Genomic DNA, 25,275 nt, shown 5'->3' with positions numbered 1-25,275 from the left:
CGGCCGGCGGGGGGCGCGGGGAACCGCCGGTTCCCCGCGCCCCCCGCGATCAGAGCGGGTTGAGGCGGGCCTTGAGCAGGCAGAACTCATTGCCTTCGGGGTCGGTCAGGACATGCCACGACTCCTCCCCCGTCTGGCCGATGTCGGCCGGGCGCGCACCGAGCTTCAGCAGGCGCTCCAGCTCGGCGTCCTGGTCGCGGTCGGTGGCGTTGACGTCGATGTGCAGCCGCGACTTGCCCTTCTCCGGCTCGTCCCGGTAGCTGAGGATGATCGTGGGCTGCGGACCACCGAACCCTTCGCGCGGGCCGATCTCCAGCGTGCCGTCGTCCTCGCGGCTGAGCACGACGAAGTCCAGGACCTCGCACCAGAACCGCGCCAGCAGCTCCGGGTCGCGGCAACCGAGCACGAGTTCACTGATGCGACATGCCATGAAGAAACCTGCTCTCAGCCTGGTGACTGCCGGGCGGGCCACACCTCGTGGGCCCGCGGCAGTGAGAACGACCACGCGACCGTACCGGACCGGACGATCACCGGCGACTTGTTTTCGGGACCGATCCCGTCGCGGTCCGAACGGCGTGCGCGCGCTCGTTCCGCGCAGCCGATGCCGTTGCCTCGGCGCTGGTGCGGGCCCGGCTGCCGGCGGTGGACACGGGTCGGTCAGGCGTCCGCGAGGGTGCGTCGGCGTTTCTCCAAGTAGGCGCGCTCGGCGGGGTTCTGGGTCAGGGCGAGGGCGCTCGCGTAGGACCGGGCGGCCTCGGTGGGGCGGTCCAGGCGGCGCAGCAGGTCGGCGCGGACCGCGTGGAAGACGTGGTAGCCGTCGAGGCCGAGTGTGTCCAGGAGCGCGAGGGCCGGCCGCGGTCCCTCGGTCTCGGCGACCGCGACGGCCCGGTTGAGGGCCACGACCGGGCTCGGGGCGACGGCCGTCAACTGGTCGTAGAGCCGCAGGATCTGCCGCCAGTCGGTGTCCGCCGCGGTGGGCGCGTCGCTGTGCACGGCCTGGATGGCGGCCTGGATCTGGTACGGCCCGGGCCGGTCGCGGCGCAGGCAGCGGCGGACGAGGTCCTGCCCCTCGGCGATCAGGGCCCGGTCCCAGCGGCCGCGGTCCTGCTCGGGCAGCGGCACGAGCGTGCCGTCGGCGTCCTCCCGGGCCGCCCGGCGGGACTCGACGAGCAGCATCAGCGCGAGCAGGCCGGTGGCCTCGGGCTCGTCCGGCATCAGCCCGGTGAGGAGCCGGCCGAGGCGTACCGCCTCCGCGCACAGGCCGGGATCGCCCTCGTAGCCCTGGTTGAAGATGAGGTAGACGACGGCGAGCACGCCCTTGAGCCGGTCGGGCAGATCGGCGTCGCGGGGCACGCGGTACGGGATGCGGGCGTCGCGGATCTTCGCCTTGGCGCGGACCAGCCGCTGGGCCATGGTCGGCTCGGGGACGAGGAAGGCGCGGGCGATCTGGGCGGTGGTGAGGCCGCCGAGGAGCCGCAGGGTGAGCGCGACCCGGGCCGGCGGGGCGAGCGCGGGGTGGCAGCAGGTGAAGATCAGGCGGAGCCGGTCGTCGTGCACGGGGCCCTCCTCCACGGGCGGATCGGGGGCGTACAGCCGGGCGGCCTCGGCCTGCCGGGCGTCCCGGGTGGACTCGCGGCGCAGCCGGTCGACGGCCCGGTTGCGGGCGGTGGTGATGATCCATCCGGCCGGGCTCGGCGGCACCCCGGTGGCCGGCCAGCGCCGCACGGCCGTGGTGAAGGCGTCCTGGACCGCTTCCTCGGCGAGGTCGATGTCGCCGAGGAAGCGGACCAGGACGGCGACGGCCCGGCCGTATTCCGCGCGGAAGACGGCCTCGACGTCGGCGGTGTCGCCCATCGGTCGGTCTCCGGCCTCAGTGGGCGTCCGCGAAGGGACGCACCTCGACGGGGAGGGTGGTGGCCAGTGCCGCCTTCCTGCCCCACTCCAGGGCCTCGTCCAGGTCGGCGGCCGTGATCAGGCAGAGCCCTCCGAGGTACTCCTTGCCCTCGGCGTACGGGCCGTCCGTGATGATCACGTCACCGTCCTCGGGCCGCAGCACGGTGGCCGTCTCCGGAGCATGGAGCCCACCGGAGAAGACCCAGACCCCGGCCTCGCGCAGCTCGTCGTTGAAGGCCGCGACCCGGCGCATGATCTCGTCCAGTTCGTCGGGCGGCGGGGGCTCACCGCCGGTCGGCTGGACCACGCTGAGCAGGTAGTGCGTCATGACGTCCTCCTCGACGTCGTCGGTTGTCTCTCACCTCCTACACGAACAGCGGTCCCCCGGATCGACACCCCGCACCGCGGAACGGGAAAGAATTCCGTCCATGACCGCACCCCATCCCCTCGTCACCCGGGCCCGCCGCCTCGCCGACGACCTCCTCGCCCCGCACGCCGAACAGGTCGACCAGGGCGAGGTGCCGGCCGGCCACCTGAGCGAGATCAGGCGCTCCGGTCTGCTCGGTCTGCACGCGCCGACGCGGTACGGCGGCTCGGCGGCGCCCGGCGCGGTGGTGCGCGAGACGGCGGAGATCCTGGCGGGGGCCTGCTGCTCGACCTGGTTCGTGCAGACGCAGCACCACACGCCGGTGCTGACCCTGGCGCGGAGCGAGGGTCCGCTGCGCGAACGCCTGCTGGGCGCGCTGGCGAGCGGCGAACTGCTCTCCGGGGTGGCGTACGCGCATCTGCGGGCGTACCCGCGTGTCCCCGTCCGGGCCACCCGGGAGCGCGGCGGCTGGCGCTTCGACGGGAGGGTGCCCTGGTACACGGGGTGGGGTCTGAACGACGTGATGCTGCTCGCCGGGGTCACGGACGCGGACGAGGCGCTGTTCGCCTTCGCCGAGGCCCGGGAGCAGCCGGGCCTGCGGGCCTCGGCCCCGATGCGCCTCGCCGCGCTCACCGCGGCCCGCACGGTGTCCCTGGACCTGGACGGCCTGTGGCTGCCGGCGGAGGCGGTGGTCCTGCGGTCCCCGCACGACCGCTGGGCGGCGACGGACCGCCTCAGGACGGTGAACGCCAGCCCGGCGGTCTTCGGCGTGGCGGAGGCGGCTCTGGCGCTGGCCGACGAGGACACCGCGGGGCGGCTGCGGGCCCGCCTCGCGGAGGTGCGCGAGCGGGCCTACGCGCTCATCGACGCCGCGGAGCCCGACGAGCGTCCCGGGGAGCGTCTGGCGCTCAGGACGCGGGCCCACGAGCTGATGCGGGCGGCGACCACCGCCGCCGTGGTCACCGGCGGCGGGCGCTCGATGCTCCTGACGAACAAGGCCCAGCGCCTGGCCAGGGAGGCTCTGTTCCTGCTGGTCCAGGGCCAGACGGCGGAGTCGCGCTCGGCTCACCTCGAGGCGCTGGCGGCCAACTGATGGGTCGCGAAGAGTATGTGCGCTGGGGGGTGGCCCCGGCGCGTAGCGGTGCAGCCCCAGGCCCTGTGCGGCGAGTGCGGCAGACCCCTCCCCGAACCAGTACGCCTGGTGCGGACACCCGGAGAGCATGCCGGCGCCGCGTACTCCTTGATCCCTGCGGCGACCTCCTCGTGGCCGCCCACCAGCGCCGTCCCCGCACCACCGCGGACCGGCCCGATCCCTGATCCGTCGAGCGGCCGGTCCGTCCCGGCCGTGCCGTGGTGCCGAAGGGGCCCGGAACGTGCCGGGCCCCTGATCCCGGCCCAGGTGGGTGCGCCCGGCGGACCGGCCGCCGCCGGGCGCCCGCGGAGGGCCCGTTCGGCCAGGGCCCGATCCGGCCCGGCCCTCAGTCCTCGTCGCCGGCCGGGACGACCACGAGGAAGGCGTCGGACTTCAGGTCCATGACGACGGTCGCGGGCCGGCCCTCGGCGCGCAGCCGGGCCGCGCACTCCTCCGCCGGCCACGATCCGCGCGGGGCTCCCGCGGGGAAGCGTTCCAACACCTTCGCGCGCATAGCGGCAGACACCTCCATGTTCGTGTGCGTACCGGACGACTCCCGTGGAGACCGGCTGCCCCGGATCGGCGCGAGCATGTTCACGCGGACGGCGCGCGGCTCTCCTCGGCCCTCGCCGGGCGGCGCTCCCCGGCCGCCGCCCGGTGGTCCCGGCTCAGACGGCCGGGCCACCAGGCGCGGGGTCCGATGTCCAGCACCAGCGCGGGCACCAGCAGGGAGCGCACCACGAGGGTGTCGAGCAGCACCCCGAACGCCACGATGAAGGCGATCTGGGCGAGGAACGCCAGGGGGATCACGCCGAGCGCGGCGAACGTCGCGGCGAGCACGACCCCCGCGGAGGTGATGACCCCGCCCGTGGTGACCAGGCCGCGCAGGACACCCTGGCGTACTCCGTGGCGCAGGGACTCCTCGCGGACCCGGGACATGAGGAAGATGTTGTAGTCGACGCCCAGCGCCACCAGGAACACGAACCCGTAGAGGGGCACGGAGGGGTCGGTGCCGGTGAAGCCGAACACGTGCCGGAAGACGAGCGCGGAGACGCCCAGGGTGGCGAGGAAGTTCAGGGCGACCGTGGCGACCAGCAGGGCGGGCAGCAGCAGGGAACGCAGCAGTCCCGTCAGGATGAGGAAGATGACGACGAGGACGACGGGGACGATCAGCGTGCGGTCGCGTTCCGCGGTGCGCAGGGTGTCGTACTGCTGGGCGGTGTAGCCGCCGACGAGGGCGTCGGCACCGGGGACGGCGTGCAGGGCGGTCCGCAGACGTGCCACGGTCCGCTTGGCCGCGTCGCTGTCCGCGGCGGCGTCGAGGGTGACGTCGGCCTGGACCCGCCCGCCGACGACCAGCGGGGTGCCGCCGGGCCGTCCGCTCGCGGTCCTGGCCGCCGCCGAGGCCACGCCGTCGGTGGCGCGGGCCACGGTGAGCACCCGCTCCAGCCGGTCCGCGTCCGCGACGACCACGGCGGGGTTGCCCGCGCCGCCGGGGAAGTGCTCGCCCAGGGTCTTCTGGGCGGCGACGGAGGGGGCGTCGTTCACGAAGGTCTCGTCCAGGGGTACGCCCTTGGAGGCGAGGGCCGGCGCGAAGGCGGCGCCGGCCAGCAGCACGGCGAGCGTCACGGCCCAGACCCGGCGGGGCCGCCGGTCGACCAGCCCCGCCACCCGTCCCCATACGCCGGTACCGCCGGTACCGGCGGTACCGCCGGTACCGTCCGTGGCCGCGGTCCCGGCGGTCCCCGCCACCGGCTTCGCCGGCCAGTAGGCGGCGCGGCCCAGCACGACGAGGACGGCCGGCAGGAAGGTGAGGGAGCTGAGGACGGCGCAGCCGATGCCGATGGCGCCGACCGGTCCGAGCGCGCGGTTGTTGGTGAGGTCGCTGAGCAGCAGGGCGAGCAGCCCGAGCGCGACGGTGGCGGCGCTGGCCACGACGGCGCCCCAGGACTGCCGCAGGGCGGCCCGCACGGCCGTGAACCGGTCACCGCCCAGGGCGAGTTCCTCGCGGTAGCGGGCGGTCAGGAGGAGGGCGTAGTCGGTGGCGGCGCCGATGACGAGGATCGACAGGATGCCCTGGACCTGTCCGTCGACCCGGACGACGTCGTGGTCGGCGAGGACGTACACGACCGCGCAGGCCAGGCCCAGCGCGAAGACCGCGCCGAGGATGATCACCAGCGGGAGCAGGACGCTGCGGTACACGAGCAGCAGGATCACCAGGACGGTGAGCAGGGCGACGGCGAGCAGCAGTCCGTCGATGCCGGCGAAGGCGTCGGACAGGTCGGCCTGGCTGGCGGCGGGGCCCGCCAGGTGGACGGTGCTGCCGGGGACGCGTTCGGCCGCGGCCCGGATCCGGTCGAGGGCGGCGGGGAGGTCGTCGCCGAGGTCGGGGCGGAGCGGGACCACCGCCTGGAGGGCGGCGCCGTCCTCCGCGAGCACCGCAGGCGAGACCCGGCCCTGTACCCCGGGGGTGCCGGCGAGGGAGGCGAGGGCCTGGTCGGCCGCCGTGCGCCGCTCCCGCACCTCGGTGCCGGTCCACACGACGATCGCCGGGAGCGTCTCGTCCTGCCGGAAGGCCCGCTGGGCCGCGATGACCTCGGTGGACTCGGCGCTGCGCGGCAGGAACGCCGCCTGGTCGTTGGTGGCCACCTCGCCGAGGCGTCCGGCGTAGGGGCCGAGGACGCCGCCGACGGCGAGCCAGACGGCGATCAGGAGGAAGGGGACGAGCCGGCGGGCTCGTCGGAGAGTGGTGGGCATGGTGCTCCAGGCTCCGCAGAGGAATCTCAACGAAAAACAATCTCAATGATTGAGTAAGTTGTCGGCCGCGATCGTAGACGGTGCCTGGTCTTCCGTCCGCGCCCGGCCCCCGGATGCACCCCGTCACGACATGGTCAGCGCCCGGGGGGCACGGTGGCGCCCAGCTCCTCGTTCATCGCCGCGAGGAAGCGCACCACCACCGTCAGCTCGTCCCCGGTGAACCGGGACCGGGCCGCGTCGGTGGCCTCCGCGAGAGGCCGGAAGTACGTGCGGGCCGCCGCCCGCGCGTCGGCGGCGTAGTACAGATGGACCACTCTGCGGTCGGCGCTCTCCCGGACGCGGCGGATGTGCCCGGCCCGCTCCAGCCGGTCCACGCACGCGGTGACGGCACCGGAGGTCAGTCCGAGGTGCTCGCGCAGCCGCTTCGGCGTCATCGGTTCGTCGGCGTCGAGGATCGCGGCGAGCGCCTGGACGTCCGTCGCGTGCAGTCCGTGGTCGCCGGCGAAGGCGTGCACCAGCCGGTTGATCTCGCCGTTCATCCGGCGCAGCGCCACGGCGAAGGCGGGCAGGTCGGTCCGTGGAGGAGGCGCGTCGGACGGCCGTACCGCCGCCGCCTGCCGTTCCTGGTCGTTCGCTGGGGCCACGCGGTCAGCGTAGCCGCCCGCCCGGGCTCACCCGATCGGGCGGCGCCCGCGGGCCCGCGCATCCGATACCGCGTTCGGCAGGGAAGCGATGGCCAGGAGACACGATGGCCAAGGGGACACCGACGCGGAGGACCGACCACTCATGACGGCAGACGACCGCGACACCGGACCCCTGTGTCTGGTGACCGGCGCCACGGGGTACATCGGCGGCCGGCTCGTCCCGGAGCTGCTGGCGGCGGGCCTGAGGGTGCGCTGCGTGGCCCGCTCCCCCGACCGGCTGCGCGACCATCCGTGGGCCGGCCGGGTGGAGGTGGTCCGCGGGGACGTCACGGACGCGGAGTCCATGGCGGCGGCGATGCGGGGCGTCGACGTCGCGTACTACCTGGTGCACGCCCTGGGCACCGGGAAGGACTTCGAGGAGACCGACCGGCGGGCCGCACGGATCTTCGGGGAGTCGGCGCGCGCCGCGGGCGTACACCGGATCGTCTACCTGGGCGGACTCACCCCGTACGGAGTGCCGGAGCACGAGCTGTCGCCGCATCTGCGCTCGCGCGCCGAGGTCGGCCGCATCCTGCTCGGCTCGGGCGTGCCCACGGCCGTGCTGCGGGCGGCGATCGTCATCGGCTCGGGTTCGGCCTCCTTCGAGATGCTGCGCTACCTCACCGAGCGGCTGCCCGTCATGGTCACCCCGAGCTGGGTGCGCACCCGGATCCAGCCGGTCGCCGTCCGGGACGTGCTGCGCGCGCTGGTCGGCGCCGCGCGGCTGCCGGACGACGTCAGCCGGACCTTCGACATCGGCGGACCCGACGTCCTGACGTACCAGGAGATGATGATCCGTTACGCCGCCGTCGCCGGTCTGCCGCGCCGGCTGATCCTGCCCTTGCCGGTCCTCACCCCCGGTCTGTCCAGCCACTGGGTCGGACTGGTGACGCCCGTCCCGGCCTCGATCGCACGGCCGCTCACCGAGTCGCTGCGGCACGAGGTGGTCTGCCATGAACACGACATCGCCCGGTACGTGCCCGATCCGCCCGGCCATCCGCTCGGCTTCGACGAGGCCGTCCGGCTCGCCCTGCGGCGGGTGCGCGAGGCCAGGGTCACCACGCGCTGGTCCTCCGCCTCCCTGCCCGGGGCACCCAGCGACCCGCTGCCCACCGACCCCGGATGGGCCGGCGGAAGCCTCTACTCCGACGAACGCGAACTGTGCGTGGACGCTCCGCGCGCCTCGTTGTGGCGGGTGATCGAGGGCATCGGCGGCGACAACGGCTGGTACTCGTTCCCGCTCGCCTGGGCCGTACGAGGGTGGCTGGACCGGCTGGCGGGCGGGGTGGGCCTGCGCCGGGGGCGCCGGGACGCCTCCCGGCTGCGGGTGGGCGACTCGCTGGACTTCTGGCGGGTCGAGGAGATCGAACCCGGGCGTCTGCTGCGGCTGCGCGCGGAGATGCGGCTGCCGGGTCTGGCGTGGCTGGAGATGTACGCCGAGACCGACGACCTGGGCCGCACCCGGTTCCGCCAGCGCGCCCTGTTCCATCCGCGCGGGCTGCTCGGTCACGCGTACTGGTGGAGCGTGTCGCCGTTCCACGCCGTGGTGTTCGGCGGCATGGCCCGCAACATCGCGCGGGCGGCCCGCTCGGACGCGGCGGCCCGGGCGTCCGAGCGGGCGACCACCGGCTGACGCCCGGCCGTGCAGCCCACGACCGGCAGCCCACGACCGACCGCCGGCCGGCGCATCCGCCGACCGCCGCCGGACGGAAACGGGTACCAGTCCGCCCTCGGTCACCGGCCGACCCCTCGGCCGCCGGCCCGCCCCCTTCTTCCGGAGCCTGACCCATGAACGTCTCGGTCGTCCTGTTCACCTCCGACCTGCGGCTGCACGACCACCCCCCGCTGCGCGCGGCCCTCGACGGGTCCCGCGAGGTGGTCCCGCTGTTCGTGCGGGACCGGGCGGTGGACGGCGCGGGGTTCGCCCGTCCCAACCGGCTGGCGTTCCTCGCCGACTCGCTGCGCGACCTCGACGCGGGGCTGCGGCAGCGGGGCGGCCGGCTGGTGGTGCGGTCCGGGGACCTGGTGGAGGAGGTGTGCCGGGTGGCCACCGAGGCCGACGCCGACGAGGTCCACCTGGCGGCGGACGTGAGCGCCCACGCCCAGCGCCGTGAGGAGCGGCTGCGGCGCGCCCTGGAGGCGGAGGGCGTCCGGCTGCACGTGCACGGCACGGTGACGACCGCGGTGGATCCCGGTGTGCTGGCCCCCGGCTCCTCGGACCACTTCGCGGTCTTCACGCCGTACTTCCGGCACTGGTCGCGGCACCGGCTGCGGGACGCGCTCGGCGCGCCCAGGGCCGTACGGGTCCCGGCGGGCGTGGGCTCGGAGGAACTGCCCGGGCGCGAGGGCCTGACCGGTCTGTCGCCGGCGCTGGCCCGGGGCGGCGAGACGGAGGCCCGCGCGCGGATGACCGCGTGGCTGGGCTCGGGCGTCGACGCGTACGAGGACCGGCACGACGACCTCGCCGGTGACGCGACCTCGCGGCTCTCGCCGCACCTGCACTTCGGCACCCTCTCCCCCGTCGAACTGGTCCACAGGGCGCGGGCGGTGGGCGGGGCGGGCGCCGAGGCGTTCGTACGGCAGGTCGCCTGGCGCGACTTCAACCGTCAGGTGCTGGCGGCCCGGCCGGAGGCGGCGGCCGCGGACTACCGCACCAAGCACGACCGCTGGCGCACGGAGCGCAGGGCCGGCGAGGACATCGAGGCCTGGCGCGAGGGCCGCACCGGCTACCCGGTGGTGGACGCGGCGATGCGGCAGCTGCGCCACGAGGGCTGGATGCACAACCGGGGGCGGCTGCTGACGGCGAGCTTCCTGACCAAGACGCTCTACGTCGACTGGCGTGTCGGCGCGCGGCACTTCCTGGAGTTCCTGGTCGACGGGGACGTGGCCAACAACCAGCTCAACTGGCAGTGGATGGCCGGCACCGGCACCGACTCCCGGCCCAACCGGGTCCTCAACCCCGTCACCCAGGCGAAGCGCTACGACCCCGACGGGGCGTACGTGCGGCGCTGGGTGCCCGAGCTGGCGGACCTGGAGGGCCCGGTGGTGCACGAGCCGTGGAAGCTGCGGGGACTGGACCGGGCGGCGCTCGACTACCCGGAGCCGCTCGTCGACCTCGCCGACGGTCTGGCCCGCTTCAAGCGGGCGCGTGGACGCGACTGAGGAGAGCGGCGATGGCCACCCCCCACTGGCTGTTCGGCGACCAGCTCGGGCCGGCCTTCCTCGCACCGGGCGACGGCGGTCCGGCCCGGGACGCACCGGTCGTGATGGTCGAGGCCCGGTCGGTGTTCCGTCGCCGGCGCTTCCACCGGGCCAAGGCACACCTGGTGCTGTCGGCGATGCGGCACCGCGCGGCCGAACTCGGTGACCGCGTGCGCTACGTCCGTGCCGAGACCTACCGCGAAGGTCTGCGTGCGGCGGTGGGCGAAGGGCCGCTGACGGTGTGTCATCCCACCTCGCGGGCGGCGCTCGCGCTGGTGCGCTCCCTGCCGGGCGTCACGGTGCTGCCGCCGCGCGGCTTCCTGGTCGCACACGAGGACTTCCGGGCCTGGGCCGACGGGCACGGCGGTCAGCGGCTGCGCCAGGAGGAGTTCTACCGCTGGGTCCGCCGTACGCACGACCTGCTCATGGACGGTGACGGCCCGGCGGGCGGGCGCTGGAACCACGACCACGACAACCGCGAGCCGCCGCCCCGGGGCGCGACCGCCCTGGACGTGCCCGCGCCCTACCGGCCACGCGAGGACGACGTCGACGACGAGGTCCGTCACGACCTCGACCGCTGGGAACGCGAGGGCATCCGGTTCGTGGGCCGCGACGGGCCCCGGCGGTTCCCCGCGACCCGCCGCGAGGCCCTGGCCGCGCTGCGGCGGTTCGTGGAGCACCGGCTCGCGGCCTTCGGACCGTACGAGGACGCGATGCTGGCGGGCGACCCGGTGATGAGCCACAGCCTGCTGTCCTCCTCGCTGAACCTCGGTCTGCTGGACCCGGCGGAGTGCGTGGAACGCGCCGAGGCCGCCTGGCGGTCGGGCGGGGCCCCGGTCAACAGCGTCGAGGGGTTCGTACGGCAGATCGCGGGCTGGCGGGAGTACGTCTGGCAGCTCTACTGGTACTTCGGCGAGGAGTACCGGCACCGCAACGCGCTGGGGCACCGTGCCCCGCTGCCCGGCTGGTTCCTGGAACTGGACGCCGGCGCCGTCACCGCGCGCTGTCTGGCCACCGTGCTCGCGCAGGTGCGGGACACGGGCTGGACGCACCACATCCCGCGGCTGATGCTGCTGGGCAGTCACGCCCTCCAGCGCGGCTGGGACCCGGCCGCGGTGACCGACTGGTTCCACCGCTGCTTCGTCGACGGCTACGACTGGGTGATGCTGCCGAACGTGGTCGGCATGTCCCAGTACGCCGACGGCGGGCGGATGACGACCAAGCCGTACACCTCCGGCGGGTCGTACGTGCACCGGATGAGCGACCTGTGCGGGCCGTGCGCCTACCGCCCGGACCGCCGCGTCGGCGAGGACGCCTGCCCCTTCACGGCCGGATACTGGGCCTTCCTCCACCGCCACCGCGACCGCCTCGAACGCAACCCCCGCATGACCCGAGCGGTACACGGCCTGGACCGCCTGAGCGACCTGAACGCCCTGCTGCACCAGGAGCGACACCGCGGAGACCAGCCACCGTGACGGGGGGCGACGGGGTGGCGCCGGGGGCCCGGGGGCGGTGCCGGAGGTGCGGGGCGGCGCCGGGGGATGGCCCCGGGGCGCCGAGCGGCCGCTGGGGCAGCCCCCGGCTGGGGAGGAGCGGGGGTATGGCGGCGGCCGGACGCGTATTCGGCCGCGGGGCGGGGGCAGCAGGCCGGGGAGGCCGCAGGGCGGAGGCCGCAGGCCGGGGAGGCCGCAGGGCGGAGGCCGCAGGGCGGAGGCCGCAGGCCGGGGAGGCCGCAGGCCGGGGAGGCCGCAGGCCGGGGAGGCCGCAGGCCGGGGAGGCCGCAGGGCGGAGGCCGCAGGCCGGGGAGGCCGCAGGGCGGAGGCCGCAGGCCAGGAAGGCCACCGGCCGGGGGCGGAAACCGCAGGGCCGGGGCGGAAGGCCGCGCGGCCGGGGTCGGGGAGGCGCGGGCCTGAGGGGCGGGGCCCGGGGCCGGGAGGCGCGGGCCGGGGCGCGTGCCGGACGCAGGCCCGGCGGAGATTCGGCCACGGGCCCGGCGGCGGTGCAGCCGCAGGCCCGGCAAGATCCGCCAGAGCCCGAGGGGGATCCGGCCACTGGCCTCGCAGAGGGCCGGCCGCCCGCCTGGCGGAGGCCCGGCGACGCCCGGGCGCAGGGAACGGTCGGGGTCAGGAACGCAGGCCCGGCCGCACGCCGGGGCGGGGGCAGGGCCGCTCGCCCTGCCAGGCGCAGAGCCGCTCGCCCTGCCAGGCGCAGAGCCGCTCGCCCTGCCAGGCGCAGAGCCGCTCGCCCTGCCGGGCGCAGAGTTGCACGCCCGGCTGGGCGGAGAGTTGCCAGGCCCGGGTGTCGGGAACGGTCCGGGTCAGGGGGTGAGGTCGTGGAGTACGGTGCGGGCGGCTCGGGCGCCGGAGGCGAGGGCGCCCTGGACGGAGCCGGTGGCACGGTGGTCCCCGCACACGTAACGGCCGGGTGCGACGCGGGCCGTGCGGGTGAGGGGCTGGGGCGGGCGCATCACGGGGAGCGCTTCGGGCACCGTGCGGACGGTGAGCAGGTCCCAGCCGGCGGTGTCGGTGCCGTACACGTCGGCCAGCGCGGTGCGCACCGCCGTCGCGCGTCCCTCGGTGTCGGCGCCGAGCACCGACGTGGCCACCAGGGCGTGGCCGTCGGGCGCGTACTCCGGGGCCGCGTCGCTGAGGACGCAGGTGTTGAGCAGCCGCCTGCGGCTGTCGACGAGCAGGGTCGGCTCGCCCAGCGGTGTCCGGGCGGCCACGTGGTAGTACGTCGTCACCACCCGGCTGTCGGGGACGTCCAGGCCCGGCAGCAGCGCGCGGGCGGCACCCGGTCCGGTGGCGACGACGACCGCCCGGGCGGGCACCTCGCGGCCGCCGGAGAGGACGACGCCGTCACCGGTGAGCCGCTCCACCGCGGTCCCCAGCCGCACCGTCCCCTCGGGCAGCCCTTCGGCCAGCGCCCGCGGCACCGCTCCGATCCCGCCGGCCGGCAGGCAGAGCGTCCCCCGGAGCATGCTCCGCCACACGAGGTGGAAGACGCGGGCCGACGTCTCCAGGTCGTCCTCCAGGAAGACACCCGACAGGAACGGGCGGAAGAACAGCTCGACGAATCCGTCGGTGCATCCGGCGGCCCTGAGCGCGTCACGGGTGGTGCGGTCGGTGGCCCGCTTCAGCCGTCCGGCGGGGCTGAGGGCGTCGCGGGCCGAGAGGGCCGAGAGGGCGAGGAGGTCACGGGGACCGGCCAGCCGGCCCGGCAGCAGGTCGGGCAGGGAGCGGGGACGGCGGGTCGGGTCGCTGAAGCGCAGCCGGCCCCGGCCGGTGTGGATCAGTACGCCGGGTGTGAACGGCCGCAGGCGCAGCGCGCGCAGGGCCAGGCGGCGCCGCACCTGCGGGTAGGAGGTGTTGAACACCTGGAAGCCCCGGTCGACGAGAAAGCCCTCGACCCGGTCGGTGCGCATCCGGCCGCCGACGGCGTCGGAGGCCTCCAGGACCCGTACGCCGAGTCCCGCGGCGGCCAGGTCGCGGGCGCACGCCAGTCCGGCGACGCCCGCCCCGATCACCAGTACGTCGGTGTCGCTGTGCGCGGAGGTCACGGCCGCCCCTCTCGTCCGCCGGGCCGTCGGTTCGTCCGCCGGGCCGTCGGTACGGTCACCGGACGGCGGCGGCCGTCCCGGAGCCGCCGACTCCTCTTCTCCCCGCGGGCGCCCCGCGGATGCGGGCGCCCCGGGCGCGCGCCGGATGCCGCCGGGCGGTCTCACCACCCCGGGCCGGTGCTCAGCAGCAGTTCCCGCACCCGGCGTACGTCGGGGTTCTCCACGGCGCCGGGGCGTTGCACCAGGTAGCCGGTGTTGATCGGCGGGTCGTCCGGGGTGTGCAGCGGGACGAGGGCGCCGGAGGCCAGCTCGTCCAGACAGAGGTAGCGGGGCAGGACGGTGAAACCGGCGCCCGCGACGACCGCCGCCAGCACCCCGCGCAGATCGGGCACGGTGAGCGCGGCGGGGCAGGACAGACGCCGGCCGAAGACGTGCCGCCAGTAGCGGCGGGCGATGGGCAGGTCCTCGGCGTACGTCACCAGGGGCACGGAGTGCAGTGCCGAGGGGCCCTCGGCGGCGAGCCGTCCCCCCAGCCGCTCGGCCCAGGCGGGCGCGGCGACCAGGACGAACTCCTCGTCGGTCAGCGGGAGGGCGGTCAGGGTCCGCCCGCGGGGCCGGACGGTGGCGATGACCAGGTCGTGCCGTCCCGCCCGGAGTTCCTCCAGGAGGTGGTCGGTCAGCCCGGTGGCGACCCGCAGCCGGACGCCCTCGGCGACGAGCGGGGCGAGCGCGGGCAGCGCGCGGGCGCACAGCAGTTCGGCCGGCCCGGCCAGGTGCACGGGGTCGGCCCGCCCGGACCGCGCCGGGTCCGGGCCGGCGACGGAGGCGAGTTCGTCGAGCGGAGCGGCGACACGGGCGGCGAGCTCGTCGGCGACGGCCGTCGGCGCGACCCCGCGCGGGAGCCGCTCGAACAGCTCCCGTCCGGCCTGGCGTTCCAGGGTGCGCATCTGTGTGGTCACCGTCGGCTGGGACAGTCCGAGCAGTTGCGCCGCGCCGGTGAACGAGCCCGAGCGGTACACGGCGAGGAAGGTGCGCAGGAGGTTGAGGTCAAGGTGGTCGGTGTGCTGCACGGCCTCGATTATTCCTCCGCGTGCCATAGGTTGGTCTATGTCCGGCATTGGATTCCTCATTGGATTCCTATGCATCGAAGTCCTAGGTTCGAGGTACTGGCACGCCGACGCTCCGCAGCCGGACCGCCGGCCCGAGACCTCAGGAGACCCCCATGGCCAAGATCCTTTTCGTGATGACCGGCAGCGACCGCTGGACGCTCGCCGACGGCACCCAGCACCCCACGGGTTTCTGGGCGGAGGAGGCGGTCGCCCCCTACGAGGCCTTCCGCGCGGCGGGCCACGCGGTGGTCGTCGCCACGCCCGGCGGTGTGGTGCCCCCGGTGGACAAGGGCAGCCTGGCGGCCGAGGCCAACGGCGGCCAGGAGGCGGCCGACCGGATCGCCGGGGCGCTCGCCGCGATGACGGAGCTGGAGCGGCCGGTGCGGCTGGAGGACGTGGACCTCGCCGACTACGCGGCCGTCTTCTACCCGGGCGGGCACGGCCCGATGGAGGACCTGGCCGTCGACCCCGTCTCCGGCCGGGTGCTGGTCGAGACGCTGGGCTCGGGCAAGCCGCTCGGTGTGGTCTGCCACGGCCCGGCCGCGCTGCTGGCCGCGGTGACGGAGGACGGCTCCAACGCCTTCGCCGGCTACCGGGTGGCCGCCTTCACCAACGCGGAGGAACTGCAGGCCGGCCTCGGCGAGAAGGCGAAGTGGCTGCTGCAGGACCGGCTCACCGAGGCGGGCGTGGACGTGCGGGTGGGCGAGCCGTGGGCGCCCAACGTGGTGGTCGACCGCAACCTGGTCACCGGCCAGAACCCGGCCTCGTCCGCCCCGCTCGCGGCCGAGCTGCTGAAGAAGCTGGGCTGACCCCGGGCGGGGGTCACCCGGAACACCCTCTACCGGCCGCGGGCGGCCCGCTCACCCCTCCGACGCCCCCGGCGGCCGGGCCGCGCCTGCCCCTCACGCGGCGCCGTACACCCCGGCCAGCGTCTCCAGGGCGTCGCCCAGGCCCGTCGGACGGGGCAGGCCCGGGGCGGGCCGGCCGGCCCAGCCGGGGCCGCCGAGCAGCACGGCCGGGGCGCGGCGGGCCCCGCGCACGCCCCAGCCGGTCGCCGCGACGTGCCGGGCGAGGGCCAGACTCGCGGTGGAGCGGGACTGGGCCCACAGGACGACGGCCACCGGGCCCAGTCGCTGGACGGCCGCGGACAGCGCCTCCGCGGGCACGGCCGGGCCGAACATGCGCGTGGGCACGTCGAGTCGGCTGAGCCCCGCGTTGAGCGCCTCCAGCGGCAGGCTGTGCTGTTCACCCGGTACGCAGGCCAGGAGCACCGGGCCCCGCCCGCCCGTGGCGTCCCCCGGTACGGCGGGGCGGGTGGCGTGGCGCAGGGCGGTGGAGACGTGCCAGGACAGCAGATGCTCGACCTCGACGTACCGGTCGCCGGACGAGGCCCACTTGCGGCCCACGGCGTGCAGGGTCGGCACCATCACCTCCTGCCAGGCGTCGGTCAGACCGTGCCGTTCGACGGCCGCGGTCAGCTGTTCGGCGACGGCCGGCGCGTCGAGCCGTACGGCGGCGCGGGCCAGGCCCCGGCACTCCTGGCGGACGTCACCGCCCAGCGGGAGCCCGCCGGCCGCCCGGGACCGTTGCGGCACACCGCCCGCCGGCTCGCCCGCGGGCGGTGCGGCGCTCTCCCGCGCGGCGCGCGCGGCCTCGGCGGGCGGCACCCCGGCCGAGGTCAGCCGGCACATCGCCTCCAGCACGGCCACGTCGCCCGGCCGCCAGCGGCGGTGCCGCCCGTCCGCGCGGACGGCGGGCCCGATGCCGTAACGCCGGTCCCAGGAGCGCAGGGTGGTGGGCGCCACGCCCAGGCGGCGGGCCAGGGCGCCGGTGGTCAGGCCGGTGTCGTCGGAGGCGGTGGGCTCGCCGGTGCCCCGCGCGGTGGACCCGCTGACGCCCCGGCCGGTGGACTCGCTCATACCCCGACCTTACGACGGCAAGACGACGCAGAAACGACGCGTGTTGAGACGGGCTGCGCGCGGCTCGCACGATGACCTCACGGGCACGCCCCGCAGGACGTCCCGCACCGGCCCGAGGACAGGCCGCCCGACGTGAGGAGTCGTCGTCATGAGCCCGTACCCGCCCCTTGCCGCCCCGCCCGTGCGGGCCGCCGACGGAGAGCCGCTCGCCGACGAGGAGATCGCCCGTGGTCTGGTGGCGGGCGACGAGGCCTGTCTGGCCGCCGCCTACCGCCGCTGGTCCGCGCTGGTGCACACGCTGGCCTGGCGTTCCCTGGGGGACGCCAAGGAGGCCGAGGACGTGATCCAGCAGGTGTTCCTGGGGGTCTGGCGCGGCCGGGCGGGCTACCGGCCCGAGCGCGGCACGCTCGGCGGCTGGATCGTGGGCATCACCCGGCGCAGGATCGCCGACACGCTGGCCGCCCGGAGCCGTCGCCTGCACCTCGTCTCCGCGGCCGGCTCCGAGCTCGCGCTCGGCGACCCCGACCGCGACCGTCCCGAGGCCGCTCTCGACCGCGTGCTGGTGCGCGGCGAACTGGCCCGGCTCCCGGCGCCCCAGCAGCGGGTGCTGCGGCTGACCTTCTACGAGGACCTCACCCAGACCCAGATCGCGGAGCGCACCGGCTGGCCCCTGGGCACCGTCAAGAGCCACGCCCGGCGCGGCATGCAGCGATTGCGGGTCCGTCTGGAGCCCGCCGGCGAGGGCTGACTCCCCCGTCCACCCATACGGCCGAACCAGTTTTCGACGCACAAACGCTGCAATTCCGGGAAGGCCGCTCACCGGTCGTCCCGCGCATCCGATTCCCGTCCGCCCGCGGAAGTACCGGTCGGCCGCACCTCCACGTCCCCTCGGTGCGGCAGACGGGAGCGCGGCCCCGCTCCCGCACGCCCCCGGAGAGGGTCGGTGCTCTCCGGGGGCGCTCCCTCCTCCCCCGCGGTCACACCGCGCTGCCGAAAGGTCCCCCGTGAAAGAAGCCGTCCGCATCGGCCCGAACCCCGCTTCCCGACCCGACCTCGACGAAGTGATGGGCGCGGTGGCCCTGGGCGACCAGAGCGCCTTCGCCGTCCTCTTCGACGCCGTGGCGGCCCCGGTGCTGGGCGTGGCGCACGCGGTCCTGCGCGACCGGGCGCAGTCCGAGGAGGTCGCGCAGGAGGTGCTGGTGGAGGTGTGGCGCACGGCTCCCCGCTACCGGCCCGAGCGCGGCACGGCCGTCAACTGGGTGCTGACACTGGCGCACCGCCGGGCCGTGGACCGGGTCCGGTCGGCGCAGGCCGCGGCGGCCCGCGAGCACCGGGCGGGCCTGCGCGACCGCATGCGCGAGTACGACGAGGTCACCGAGCAGGTGGAGGCCCGGCTGGAGCGGGAGCAGGTGCGCCGCTGTCTGCGGACCCTGACGGAGATCCAGCGTGAGGCGGTGGAGCTGGCCTACTACCGGGGCATGACGTACCGCCAGGTCGCCGAGACGCTGTCCGTTCCCCTGGGCACGGTCAAGACACGGCTGCGGGACGGGCTGATCCGGCTGCGCGACTGCCTGGGGGTGTGCGCGTGATCACCGCGGAGCTGCACACGCTGACCGGTGCCTACGCCCTGCACGCCCTGACCGAGGGCGAACGCGCGGACTTCGAGCGCCATCTCGCGGACTGCGCGGCCTGCGCACGCGAGGTCACCGAGTTCACCGAGACGGCCGCCCGGCTGGGGCTGGCGGTGTCGACGGCGCCCCGGCACGGTCTGCGGGCCCGGGTGCTGCGGCGGATCACCGACGTCCCGCAGGTCGCGCCCGGCCCCCCGGGCGGTGTCCGGCCGGGCCGCGCCGCCCGGTGGTCGCGGCGGATCTCCCGCTGGGGCCTCGCCGCCTGCCTCGCCGCGTCGGCGGCCCTGGGCGGCGTCGCGGTGTGGCAGTACGACCGCGCCGAGAGCGCCCGGGCCGATGCGGGCCGGGCGCAGCGCGAGGCGGAGGAGGTGGCGGCCGTGCTCGCGGCGCCGGACGCGCGGTCGCGCACCGTGCGGCTGGCGGACGGGGCCACGGGCACGGTGGTGGTGTCCACGGGCCGCGACCGTGCCGTGTTCCTCGCCGCCAGGATGGCGAAGCCGCCCGGCGGCAAGGTCTACCAGCTGTGGTTCGACGACCACGGCACGATGCGTGACGCCGGGCTGATGGACCCGCACCTCGCCAGCCAGGCGGTGCTCCTGCGCGGCGCGGTGGACGGGGCCTCCGGTGTGGGGGTCACCGTCGAACCTGCGGGCGGCTCGGCCACGCCCGGCTCGGATCCGCTGGCGGTGCTGCCGCTCCCGGCCTGACCGGAGGCGTTCGCCCGTTCATGGGCGCCTCCGGCCCGACTGGAGGCGTTCGCCGTTCACGGGCACCTCCGGCCCGACCGGAGACGTTCGCCCGTTCGGGGCGCCTCCGGTCGACCGAAGGCGCCCGCCCCTTCATGGACGCGGCGGCCGCGGGAAGAACCCGCTCGTGCGTTCGACGTAGCGCGCGTACCCCGGCCGTTCGGCCATGTGCCGCTCCAGCATCGGTTTGCCGCTGCCCCGCATCAGCAGGAAGCTCATCACCAGCGGGGAGACGACGGACACCGCGGCGGAGGCGGCGGATTCGCAGGCGATGAGGAAGAGTCCCCACCAGACGCAGAAGTCGCCGAAGTAGTTGGGGTGGCGGGTGTAGCGCCACAGCCCTCGGTCCATGACCTGGCCCCGGTGGGCCGGGTCGGCCTTGAACCGGGCGAGCTGGGCGTCCCCGACCGCTTCGAAGAACAGCCCCACGGCCCACAGCGCGGTCCCGGCCCAGGCGAGGCCGGTCAGCGGCCCGGGCACGTACTGCGCGGCCTGGACGGGCAACGACACCAGCCACACGAGCGCGCCCTGGAGCAGGTACACCATCCGCAGGGCGTACGCGTTGCGGTTGCCGGGCGCCTTGGCCAGGAGCGCCTCGTAGCGCGGGTCCTCGCCGTGGCCGCGGCCGCGCCGCGCGATGTGCGCGGCGAGCCGCAGCCCCCATACGGCGGTGAGGGCGGTCACCAGGATCCGGCGCGCGGGGTCGCCCTCCCCCGCCGAGGCGGCACAGGTCACCAGGGCGACCGCCGTGAAGCCGATCCCCCAGGCGACGTCCACGATCCGGTGCACGCCCTTGCGCACGGCGACGGCGAAGGTGACCAGCATGACCGCGAAGGCGGCCGCCGCGGCCCAGCCGAGGTTGACCGTGAAGGCATGCCAGGGAAAGCCGCTCATCGCTGCTCCAGTCGCTCGTACCAGGCCGCCGGCGTCTGCGGTGCCCCGCTGTCGCCGCGGGCGGTGGGCCGTACGGCGAGGATCTGGTCGACGCCCATGCGGCCCTCCTCGAAGGCGAGCGCGCCGCCCACCAGGTACAGCCGCCACACCCGGGCCGTCTCCTCGCCGACCAGCCGTACGACGTCCGCCCAGCGGTCCTCCAGGGTGCGGTGCCAGGCGGCGACCGTGCGCACGTAGTGCTCCCGCAGCGACTCCACGGACCGCACCTCCAGCCCGGCCGTCTCCAGCAGGGAGACCGTCTCGCCGAGCGGCCTCATGTGCATGTCGGGCGCGATGTACGTCTCGATGAACGCGCCGCCGCCGGGTGCGGTGCTCCCCCGGGACATCTGCTGCACGAGGACCCGGCCGCGGGGCCGGACCAGCCGCCGCAGGGCGGCCGCGAACCCCGGGTACTCGGCGTCGCCCACGTGCTCGCCCATCTCGACGGTGGCGACGGCGTCGTAGGAACCGCCGTCGATGTCGCGGTAGTCCTGGCAGACGACCTCGACCCGGTGCTCCAGACCGCGCTCGCGCACCCGCTCGCGCACGTACGCGGCCTGCTCGGCGGCCAGGGTGACGGCGGTGACCTGCGCCTTGTGCTCTTCGGCGGCGTACAGCGCGAGCGAGCCCCAGCCGCATCCGACGTCGAGCAGCCGGGCGCCGGGGACGACGGCGAGCTTGCGGCAGATCAGTTCCAGCTTGGCGCGCTGGGCGTCGGCGAGGGTGAAGTCCGGGTCGCCGGCCGCCCAGTAGCCGCACGAGTAGGCCATCGTCGGGTCGAGCAGCAGGCGGTAGAAGTCGTTGGACAGGTCGTAGTGGTGGCTGATCGCGGCCCGGTCACGGGTGCGGCTGTGCAGGCCGCCGCGCAGGCGCGCCTGGGCCTCGGGCGGGGCCGGCCGCGGCCCGACGGCGCCGAGCCGCAGCGCCTCGGCGGCCGCGCGGGTGCGGTCGGCGAGGGTGAGGCGCGGGGCGTGCAGACCGTGTTCCCGGACGGCGGCCCAGACGGCCCGCAAGCCCTGCGCCAGGTCGCCCTCGAGGTCCAGTTCGCCGGTGACGTAGGCCTGCGCGAGGCCCAGTTCGCCCGGCTCCCACAGCAGCCGGCGCAGGGCGCGCCGGGATCGTACGACCACGACGGGGCCGTCGGCCGGTCCGCTCTCGCTGCCGTCCCAGGCGCGCAGCCGGACCGGCAGGGGGCCTCCGGTGACGTCCTCGGCGAGCGCGGCGAGCCGTCGGGCGGCGCCGGGCCGGGTGCTGCGGGCGGTGCGCTCGGTGGTCATCGGACCGGGGCCTCCTTGGTGAACAGGTACTGCTGGACGTCGAGGTAGCCGGACCGGAAGCCGGCCTCGGAGTAGCCGAGGTAGAGGGTCCACATACGGCGGAAGGTGTCGTCGAAGCCGAGGGCGGCGACGTCGTCGGCGCGTGCGGTGAAGCGTTCGCGCCACAGGCGGAGGGTCTCGGCGTAGTGGGCGCCGAAGCCGTCGCGCCGGGCGACGGTCAGCCCGGTGTGGTCGCGGACGGCTTGCTCCACCGCTTCGGTGGAGGGCAGCAGACCGCCCGGGAAGATGTACTTCTGGATCCAGGTGAAGGTGTCGCGGCTGGCGAGCATGCGGGCGTGGGGCATGGTGATCGCCTGGACGGCGGCGCGGCCGCCCGGGACGAGCCGCTCGTCGAGCGTGCGGAAGTAGACCGGCCAGAACTCCTCGCCGACGGCCTCGATCATCTCGACGCTGACGACGGCGTCGTAGCTGCCGCGGGCCTCGCGGTAGTCGCACAGTTCGATGTCGACGCGGTCGGCGAGACCGGCCTGCCGCACCCGTTCGCGGGCGAGGTCGCGCTGTTCGGCGGAGAGGGTCAGCGAGGTGACCCGGGCGCCGCGGGCCGCCGCCCGCAGCGCGAGTTCGCCCCAGCCGGTGCCGATCTCCAGCAGCCGGGTCCCCCGCTCGACGCCGGCGAGGTCCAGCAGGCGGTCGATCTTGCGGTGCTGGGCGTCGGCGAGCCGGTCCCAGGAGGCCGGGAAGCTGCGGAAGACGGCCGAGGAATAGGTGAGCGTGTCGTCCAGGAACAGGGCGAAGAGGTCGTTCGACAGGTCGTAGTGGCGGCTGATGTTGGCGCGGGCGTTGTCGGGGGTGTTGCGCCGGTGCGCGGGCTGACGCTGGGCCCACAGCCCGCGCAGGCGCTGCAGCGGGGCGGGGACCAGGTCGGCCGCGTGGGCGGCGAGGACGGTGAGCGGGGCCACCAGGTCGGGGGCGTCCCACTCGCCCGCCATGTACGACTCGCCGAAGCCGATCAGGCCGTGGGCGCCGATCCGGGCGTGGAAGGCCCGTGGGTCGTGGATCTCCAGCAGCGGTCCGCCGCGGCCGGCGGTGCTGCCGTCGGCGTACCGCGCGCGCAGCGGCAGCCGGTCCAGGGCACGGCGCACGATCGCGCCGGTGACGGCGGTGCGGGCGGGGGATGTGCCGGCCGGCGCGGCGACGTCGGGCCAGCGCGAGGGGTCTGCGGCGCTCCTCGGGCGGGCCACGGCGGCAAGGCGGGGTTCGGCGTACGTCATCGTGTGTTCTCTCCGGTGCGGTGGTCCGGTCGGGGTTGGACGGGCAGGCCGCGCAGATACAGGCGGATGCCGTGCAGGCGGATCGCGGCGGACACGGCGGCGGTGGACCAGGGGTGGCGCAGGGCCAGCCGCAGCAGCTGCGCGGCGGTGGCCTCGCGCCGGACGCCCTGCACGGTCGCGGTGAAGGGGTGGCCGCCGTCCCGGTCGAGGTGGACGGTGAGGGCGAGCCGGTCGCCGGGCGGGGGCAGGCGCATGCGGTAGGCGCCGTCGACGGGGAAGAAGGGCGAGACGTAGAACTCCTTGGCGGTCCGTGCGCTGCCGGTGGCGTCGGGGTGCAGCAGGTAGCAGTGCCGTCCGCCGTAGGTGTTGTGCACCTCGGCGACCACGCGGCCCGGCCCGCCGTGCGGGTCGTGGCACCAGTAGAGGGTCAGCGGGTTGAAGACGTGCCCGAGGACGCGTGCGTGCGTGAGCATGGCGACGGGTCCGTCCGCCGGGGGCTCGCCCTGCGAGGCGAGGAAGGCGTCGAGGCCGGCCCGGACGGTCGGGTGCTCGCCGGTGAAATGGTCGCGGGGGTCGAAGCGGGCCAGCGGCCGCAGCGCGCGCGGGAGGTCGGGCGGACGGTCGGGGTCGATCAGCCACAGGTAGGTGCGGTGGCGCAGCGTGTAGCGGGTGGGGGCGGTGCGGACGTGGGTGATGGTGCAGGGGTACAGGGCGGGGTGCACCGCTTCGGGCCGCGACGGTGCGGTGCTCACCAGCGCACCCCCAGCGCGGCGGCCGCCAGGACACCGGAGCGGCAGCCGTCCTCGTGGAATCCCCAGCCGTGGTAGGCGCCGGCGAACGCGGTCACGGCGGTGTTCAGGCCGGGCAGGCGCTGCTGGGCGGCCACCGACTCCGGTGTGTAGACGGGGTGTTCGTAGATCATGCGGGCCAGGACCCGGTCGGGGTCGACGCGGTCCTCGCCGCCGAGGGTGACGACGTACGGGTCGGGCGCGTCGAGGCGTTGCAGCCGGTTCATGTCGTAGCTGACCCGGACGCGGTCGGCGCCGGCGTCGCAGGCGGGCATCAGGTAGTTCCAGGAGGCGCGGGCGGCGCGGGCCCGGGGCAGGACGCCGGTGTCGGTGTGCAGAAGGGTGACGTTGCGCGAGTAGCGGAAGGCGCCGAGGACGTCCTTCTCCGCGGGGGTGGCGTCGGTGAGCATCCGCAGCGCCTGGTCGGGGTGGACGGCGATCACCACGGCGTCGTAGCTCCGGGTGACGCCGTCGTCGGCGGTGAGCTCGGCGCCGTCCGGGGTGCGCCGTACGGCCCGCACGGGCGTGCCGGTGCGGACGGTGTGCAGCCGGGCGGTGACGCGCTCGACGTAGGTGCGCGAACCGCCGGTGACGGTGCGCCACACCGGGGAGCCGGTGACCGAGAGCATGCCGTGGTGGTCCAGGAACCGGAACAGGTACGAGGCCGGGTAGCGCTGTGCGGTGGCGGCGTCGCAGGACCAGACGGCCGAGACCACCGGTGTCATGAAGTGGGTGCGGAAGTACGCCGAGAACCTCTCCCGGTCCAGGAACGCGCCGAGGGTGAGGTCGTCGGTCGCGCCTTCGGCGAGCAGCCGGCGGGCCGCCCGGTGGAAGGCGGGCACCTCGGTGAGCAGGCGGAGGTAGCGGGGCCGCGCGGCGTTGCCCGGCGCGGGGAACAGCCCGGCGGGACCGCGGGCTCCGGCGTACTCGAGGCCGCAGCCCTCGCACCGTACGGACATGCTCATCTCCGACTCCTGGGTGGCGATGCCCAGGTCGTCGAAGAGGCGCAGCAGATGGGGGTAGGTGCGGCGGTTGTGCACGATGAAGCCGGAGTCGACGCGGTGGACCCGCCCGTCACGGGAGACGACGTCGTGGGTGTGGGCGTGGCCGCCGGGCCGGTCGTCGGCCTCGTACAGGGTGACGTGATGGCCGCCGCGGCGCAGGATGTGCGCGGCCGTCAGTCCGGCCACTCCGCTGCCCACCACGGCGGTACGTCGTCCCGCCGCCGTTCCCCGGTCCGCTCCGGACGCCGGTTCCTGCGCCGGCATCGCCTTCCGCTCCATCCTCACGCCTTCCGCCGGGGCCCGTGGCCGGGCCCTTTCGCGGGTAATCCGTGGCTGCGGCGGGAGCGGATTGGCGGCCGGAGTCTTCATTTTCCCGCAGGACCGCCGATGAGGCGCGCGGACGGCGGTTCGGAGGCCGCTCCATCGCTTCCGACCTCTACACATAAAGAACAAATAAGCGCAGAATGACTGTGCGCGGCGACCACCGCACACCGCACCAGACGCGGTCGGCCAGCAAGTCGAAGGAGACGAGTGATGGCCAACGTCTCGCCAGGCAGAAGTGACATATCGACCCACCCCGACGTATCCGAGATGCGGGCGCGCTACGACCGCATGCTCGGTGGTCGTGACGTGGCGCTCGTGGACGGACCGGTGTTCCTGCTCGGTCTGTACTGCGCCGTGTCCCCCTGGGTGCTCCACTACACCACCAGCCAGCCCGCGCTGATGACCCACAACCTGATCGTCGGCATCGCGATCGGCCTGCTGGCTCTCGGGTTCACGGCCGCTCCGGCCCGTATGTACGGCCTGAGCTGGGCCATGTGCGCGCTCGGCGTCTGGATGATCATCGCGCCGTGGGTCGTCGGCGACAGCCCGGACGCCGGGGTCGCGGTCAACAACATCATCATCGGCGCCCTGGCGGTGATCCTGGGGATGATGTGCGCCTTCACCGCGGCGAAGAGCGCCCCGCGTCCGTAGCCCCCGGTCTGCCTGAATCCGTGAAGGCGG

At 75.3% G+C, this 25,275-nt stretch carries 24 protein-coding genes; 9 read left to right on the top strand and 15 right to left on the bottom strand.

Features of this window, described 5'->3' with window-relative positions:
- Positions 1–49 precede the first annotated feature (49 nt).
- The 3 genes from ACFY2L_RS36395 to ACFY2L_RS36385 all read right to left on the bottom strand — a co-directional run bounded on the left by ACFY2L_RS36395 (position 50) and on the right by ACFY2L_RS36385 (position 2,221).
- On the bottom strand, positions 50–430 hold the full coding sequence (locus ACFY2L_RS36395) for a VOC family protein (RefSeq protein ID WP_390657797.1): 381 nt from the start codon (positions 428–430) through the stop codon (positions 50–52).
- 227 nt (positions 431–657) lie between these two features.
- Positions 658–1,854 (bottom strand): RNA polymerase sigma factor, encoded by a 1,197-nt coding sequence (locus ACFY2L_RS36390; protein ID WP_390824480.1) that lies wholly within the window; start codon positions 1,852–1,854, stop codon positions 658–660.
- Positions 1,855–1,870: 16 nt separating this feature from the next.
- Positions 1,871–2,221 carry a YciI family protein gene (locus ACFY2L_RS36385; RefSeq protein ID WP_390824479.1) on the bottom strand — a complete coding sequence of 117 codons (351 nt, stop codon included), beginning with the start codon at positions 2,219–2,221 and terminating at the stop codon, positions 1,871–1,873.
- 100 nt (positions 2,222–2,321) lie between these two features.
- Here ACFY2L_RS36385 and ACFY2L_RS36380 point away from each other — a divergent pair, with 100 nt between their 5' ends.
- Positions 2,322–3,353, top strand: coding sequence for an acyl-CoA dehydrogenase family protein (locus tag ACFY2L_RS36380; protein WP_390657794.1), 1,032 nt, complete (start codon positions 2,322–2,324; stop codon positions 3,351–3,353).
- Positions 3,354–3,738: 385 nt separating this feature from the next.
- Here the strand turns inward: ACFY2L_RS36380 and ACFY2L_RS36375 are convergent, their stop codons facing one another.
- From ACFY2L_RS36375 to ACFY2L_RS36365, 3 genes are all read right to left on the bottom strand, one after another.
- Positions 3,739–3,906: a hypothetical protein gene (locus ACFY2L_RS36375; RefSeq protein ID WP_390657793.1), complete on the bottom strand. Its 168-nt coding sequence runs from the start codon at positions 3,904–3,906 to the stop codon at positions 3,739–3,741.
- An 80-nt stretch (positions 3,907–3,986) separates the two neighbouring features.
- Positions 3,987–6,149 (bottom strand): MMPL family transporter, encoded by a 2,163-nt coding sequence (locus ACFY2L_RS36370; protein ID WP_390824478.1) that lies wholly within the window; start codon positions 6,147–6,149, stop codon positions 3,987–3,989.
- Between the two features lie 134 nt (positions 6,150–6,283).
- Positions 6,284–6,793, bottom strand: a complete 510-nt coding sequence (locus ACFY2L_RS36365; protein ID WP_390657791.1) for a MarR family winged helix-turn-helix transcriptional regulator — start codon at positions 6,791–6,793, stop codon at positions 6,284–6,286.
- A 142-nt stretch (positions 6,794–6,935) separates the two neighbouring features.
- On the opposite strand from ACFY2L_RS36365, the gene ACFY2L_RS36360 reads away from it, so the two are divergent.
- The 3 genes from ACFY2L_RS36360 (at position 6,936) to ACFY2L_RS36350 (ending at position 11,508) form a co-directional block, all read left to right on the top strand.
- Entirely contained in the window at positions 6,936–8,465 is a 1,530-nt protein-coding gene (locus tag ACFY2L_RS36360) for an SDR family oxidoreductase (RefSeq protein WP_390824477.1), read from the top strand.
- A gap of 155 nt (positions 8,466–8,620) precedes the next feature.
- On the top strand, positions 8,621–9,994 hold the full coding sequence (locus ACFY2L_RS36355) for a cryptochrome/photolyase family protein (protein ID WP_390657789.1): 1,374 nt from the start codon (positions 8,621–8,623) through the stop codon (positions 9,992–9,994).
- Between the two features lie 11 nt (positions 9,995–10,005).
- Positions 10,006–11,508, top strand: a complete 1,503-nt coding sequence (locus ACFY2L_RS36350; RefSeq protein ID WP_390824476.1) for a cryptochrome/photolyase family protein — start codon at positions 10,006–10,008, stop codon at positions 11,506–11,508.
- A 648-nt stretch (positions 11,509–12,156) separates the two neighbouring features.
- Here the strand turns inward: ACFY2L_RS36350 and ACFY2L_RS36345 are convergent.
- From ACFY2L_RS36345 to ACFY2L_RS36335, 3 genes are all read right to left on the bottom strand, one after another.
- A complete protein-coding gene (locus tag ACFY2L_RS36345; RefSeq protein ID WP_390824475.1) occupies positions 12,157–12,300 on the bottom strand; it encodes a hypothetical protein in 144 nt (47 codons plus the stop codon).
- A 50-nt stretch (positions 12,301–12,350) separates the two neighbouring features.
- Positions 12,351–13,592, bottom strand: a complete 1,242-nt coding sequence (locus ACFY2L_RS36340; protein ID WP_390824474.1) for an NAD(P)/FAD-dependent oxidoreductase — start codon at positions 13,590–13,592, stop codon at positions 12,351–12,353.
- Between the two features lie 161 nt (positions 13,593–13,753).
- Positions 13,754–14,689 carry a LysR family transcriptional regulator gene (locus ACFY2L_RS36335; RefSeq protein WP_390824473.1) on the bottom strand — a complete coding sequence of 312 codons (936 nt, stop codon included), beginning with the start codon at positions 14,687–14,689 and terminating at the stop codon, positions 13,754–13,756.
- 125 nt (positions 14,690–14,814) lie between these two features.
- Here ACFY2L_RS36335 and ACFY2L_RS36330 point away from each other — a divergent pair, with 125 nt between their 5' ends.
- Positions 14,815–15,510: a type 1 glutamine amidotransferase domain-containing protein gene (locus tag ACFY2L_RS36330; protein WP_390657784.1), complete on the top strand. Its 696-nt coding sequence runs from the start codon at positions 14,815–14,817 to the stop codon at positions 15,508–15,510.
- A 93-nt stretch (positions 15,511–15,603) separates the two neighbouring features.
- On the opposite strand, the gene ACFY2L_RS36325 is transcribed toward ACFY2L_RS36330, so the two are convergent.
- Positions 15,604–16,620 carry a MerR family transcriptional regulator gene (locus ACFY2L_RS36325; RefSeq protein ID WP_390657783.1) on the bottom strand — a complete coding sequence of 339 codons (1,017 nt, stop codon included), beginning with the start codon at positions 16,618–16,620 and terminating at the stop codon, positions 15,604–15,606.
- Between the two features lie 148 nt (positions 16,621–16,768).
- Here ACFY2L_RS36325 and ACFY2L_RS36320 point away from each other — a divergent pair, with 148 nt between their 5' ends.
- From ACFY2L_RS36320 to ACFY2L_RS36310, 3 genes are all read left to right on the top strand, one after another.
- On the top strand, positions 16,769–17,368 hold the full coding sequence (locus tag ACFY2L_RS36320) for a sigma-70 family RNA polymerase sigma factor (RefSeq protein WP_390657782.1): 600 nt from the start codon (positions 16,769–16,771) through the stop codon (positions 17,366–17,368).
- Positions 17,369–17,624: 256 nt separating this feature from the next.
- Positions 17,625–18,209 carry a sigma-70 family RNA polymerase sigma factor gene (locus tag ACFY2L_RS36315; RefSeq protein WP_390824472.1) on the top strand — a complete coding sequence of 195 codons (585 nt, stop codon included), beginning with the start codon at positions 17,625–17,627 and terminating at the stop codon, positions 18,207–18,209.
- Positions 18,206–18,958: an anti-sigma factor domain-containing protein gene (locus ACFY2L_RS36310; protein WP_390824471.1), complete on the top strand. Its 753-nt coding sequence runs from the start codon at positions 18,206–18,208 to the stop codon at positions 18,956–18,958. The genes ACFY2L_RS36315 and ACFY2L_RS36310 overlap by 4 nt, the downstream gene beginning before the upstream one ends.
- Before the next feature lie 132 nt (positions 18,959–19,090).
- Here the strand turns inward: ACFY2L_RS36310 and ACFY2L_RS36305 are convergent, their stop codons facing one another.
- The 5 genes from ACFY2L_RS36305 to ACFY2L_RS36285 are packed head-to-tail and all read right to left on the bottom strand — an operon-like array spanning position 19,091 to position 24,534.
- A complete protein-coding gene (locus ACFY2L_RS36305) occupies positions 19,091–19,891 on the bottom strand; it encodes a DUF1295 domain-containing protein (protein ID WP_390824470.1) in 801 nt (266 codons plus the stop codon).
- Positions 19,888–21,207 (bottom strand): class I SAM-dependent methyltransferase, encoded by a 1,320-nt coding sequence (locus tag ACFY2L_RS36300; RefSeq protein ID WP_390657778.1) that lies wholly within the window; start codon positions 21,205–21,207, stop codon positions 19,888–19,890. The genes ACFY2L_RS36305 and ACFY2L_RS36300 overlap by 4 nt, the downstream gene beginning before the upstream one ends.
- Positions 21,204–22,478, bottom strand: a complete 1,275-nt coding sequence (locus tag ACFY2L_RS36295; protein WP_390824469.1) for a class I SAM-dependent methyltransferase — start codon at positions 22,476–22,478, stop codon at positions 21,204–21,206. The genes ACFY2L_RS36300 and ACFY2L_RS36295 overlap by 4 nt, the downstream gene beginning before the upstream one ends.
- The gene (locus ACFY2L_RS36290; protein ID WP_390824468.1) at positions 22,475–23,230 is read right to left on the bottom strand and encodes a DUF1365 domain-containing protein; all 756 of its coding nucleotides are present in this window, start codon (positions 23,228–23,230) and stop codon (positions 22,475–22,477) included. Before ACFY2L_RS36290 ends, ACFY2L_RS36295 begins: the two co-directional genes overlap by 4 nt.
- Entirely contained in the window at positions 23,227–24,534 is a 1,308-nt protein-coding gene (locus tag ACFY2L_RS36285; protein WP_390657775.1) for an NAD(P)/FAD-dependent oxidoreductase, read from the bottom strand. Before ACFY2L_RS36285 ends, ACFY2L_RS36290 begins: the two co-directional genes overlap by 4 nt.
- A 270-nt stretch (positions 24,535–24,804) precedes the next feature.
- On the opposite strand from ACFY2L_RS36285, the gene ACFY2L_RS36280 reads away from it, so the two are divergent.
- Positions 24,805–25,245 (top strand): SPW repeat protein, encoded by a 441-nt coding sequence (locus tag ACFY2L_RS36280; RefSeq protein ID WP_390657774.1) that lies wholly within the window; start codon positions 24,805–24,807, stop codon positions 25,243–25,245.
- The last annotated feature ends 30 nt before the right edge of the window (positions 25,246–25,275 follow it).

The organism is Streptomyces sp. NPDC001381, from assembly GCF_042895685.1.
GTDB lineage: Bacteria > Actinomycetota > Actinomycetes > Streptomycetales > Streptomycetaceae > Streptomyces.
This window is presented reverse-complemented; position numbering and strand designations above follow the sequence as displayed.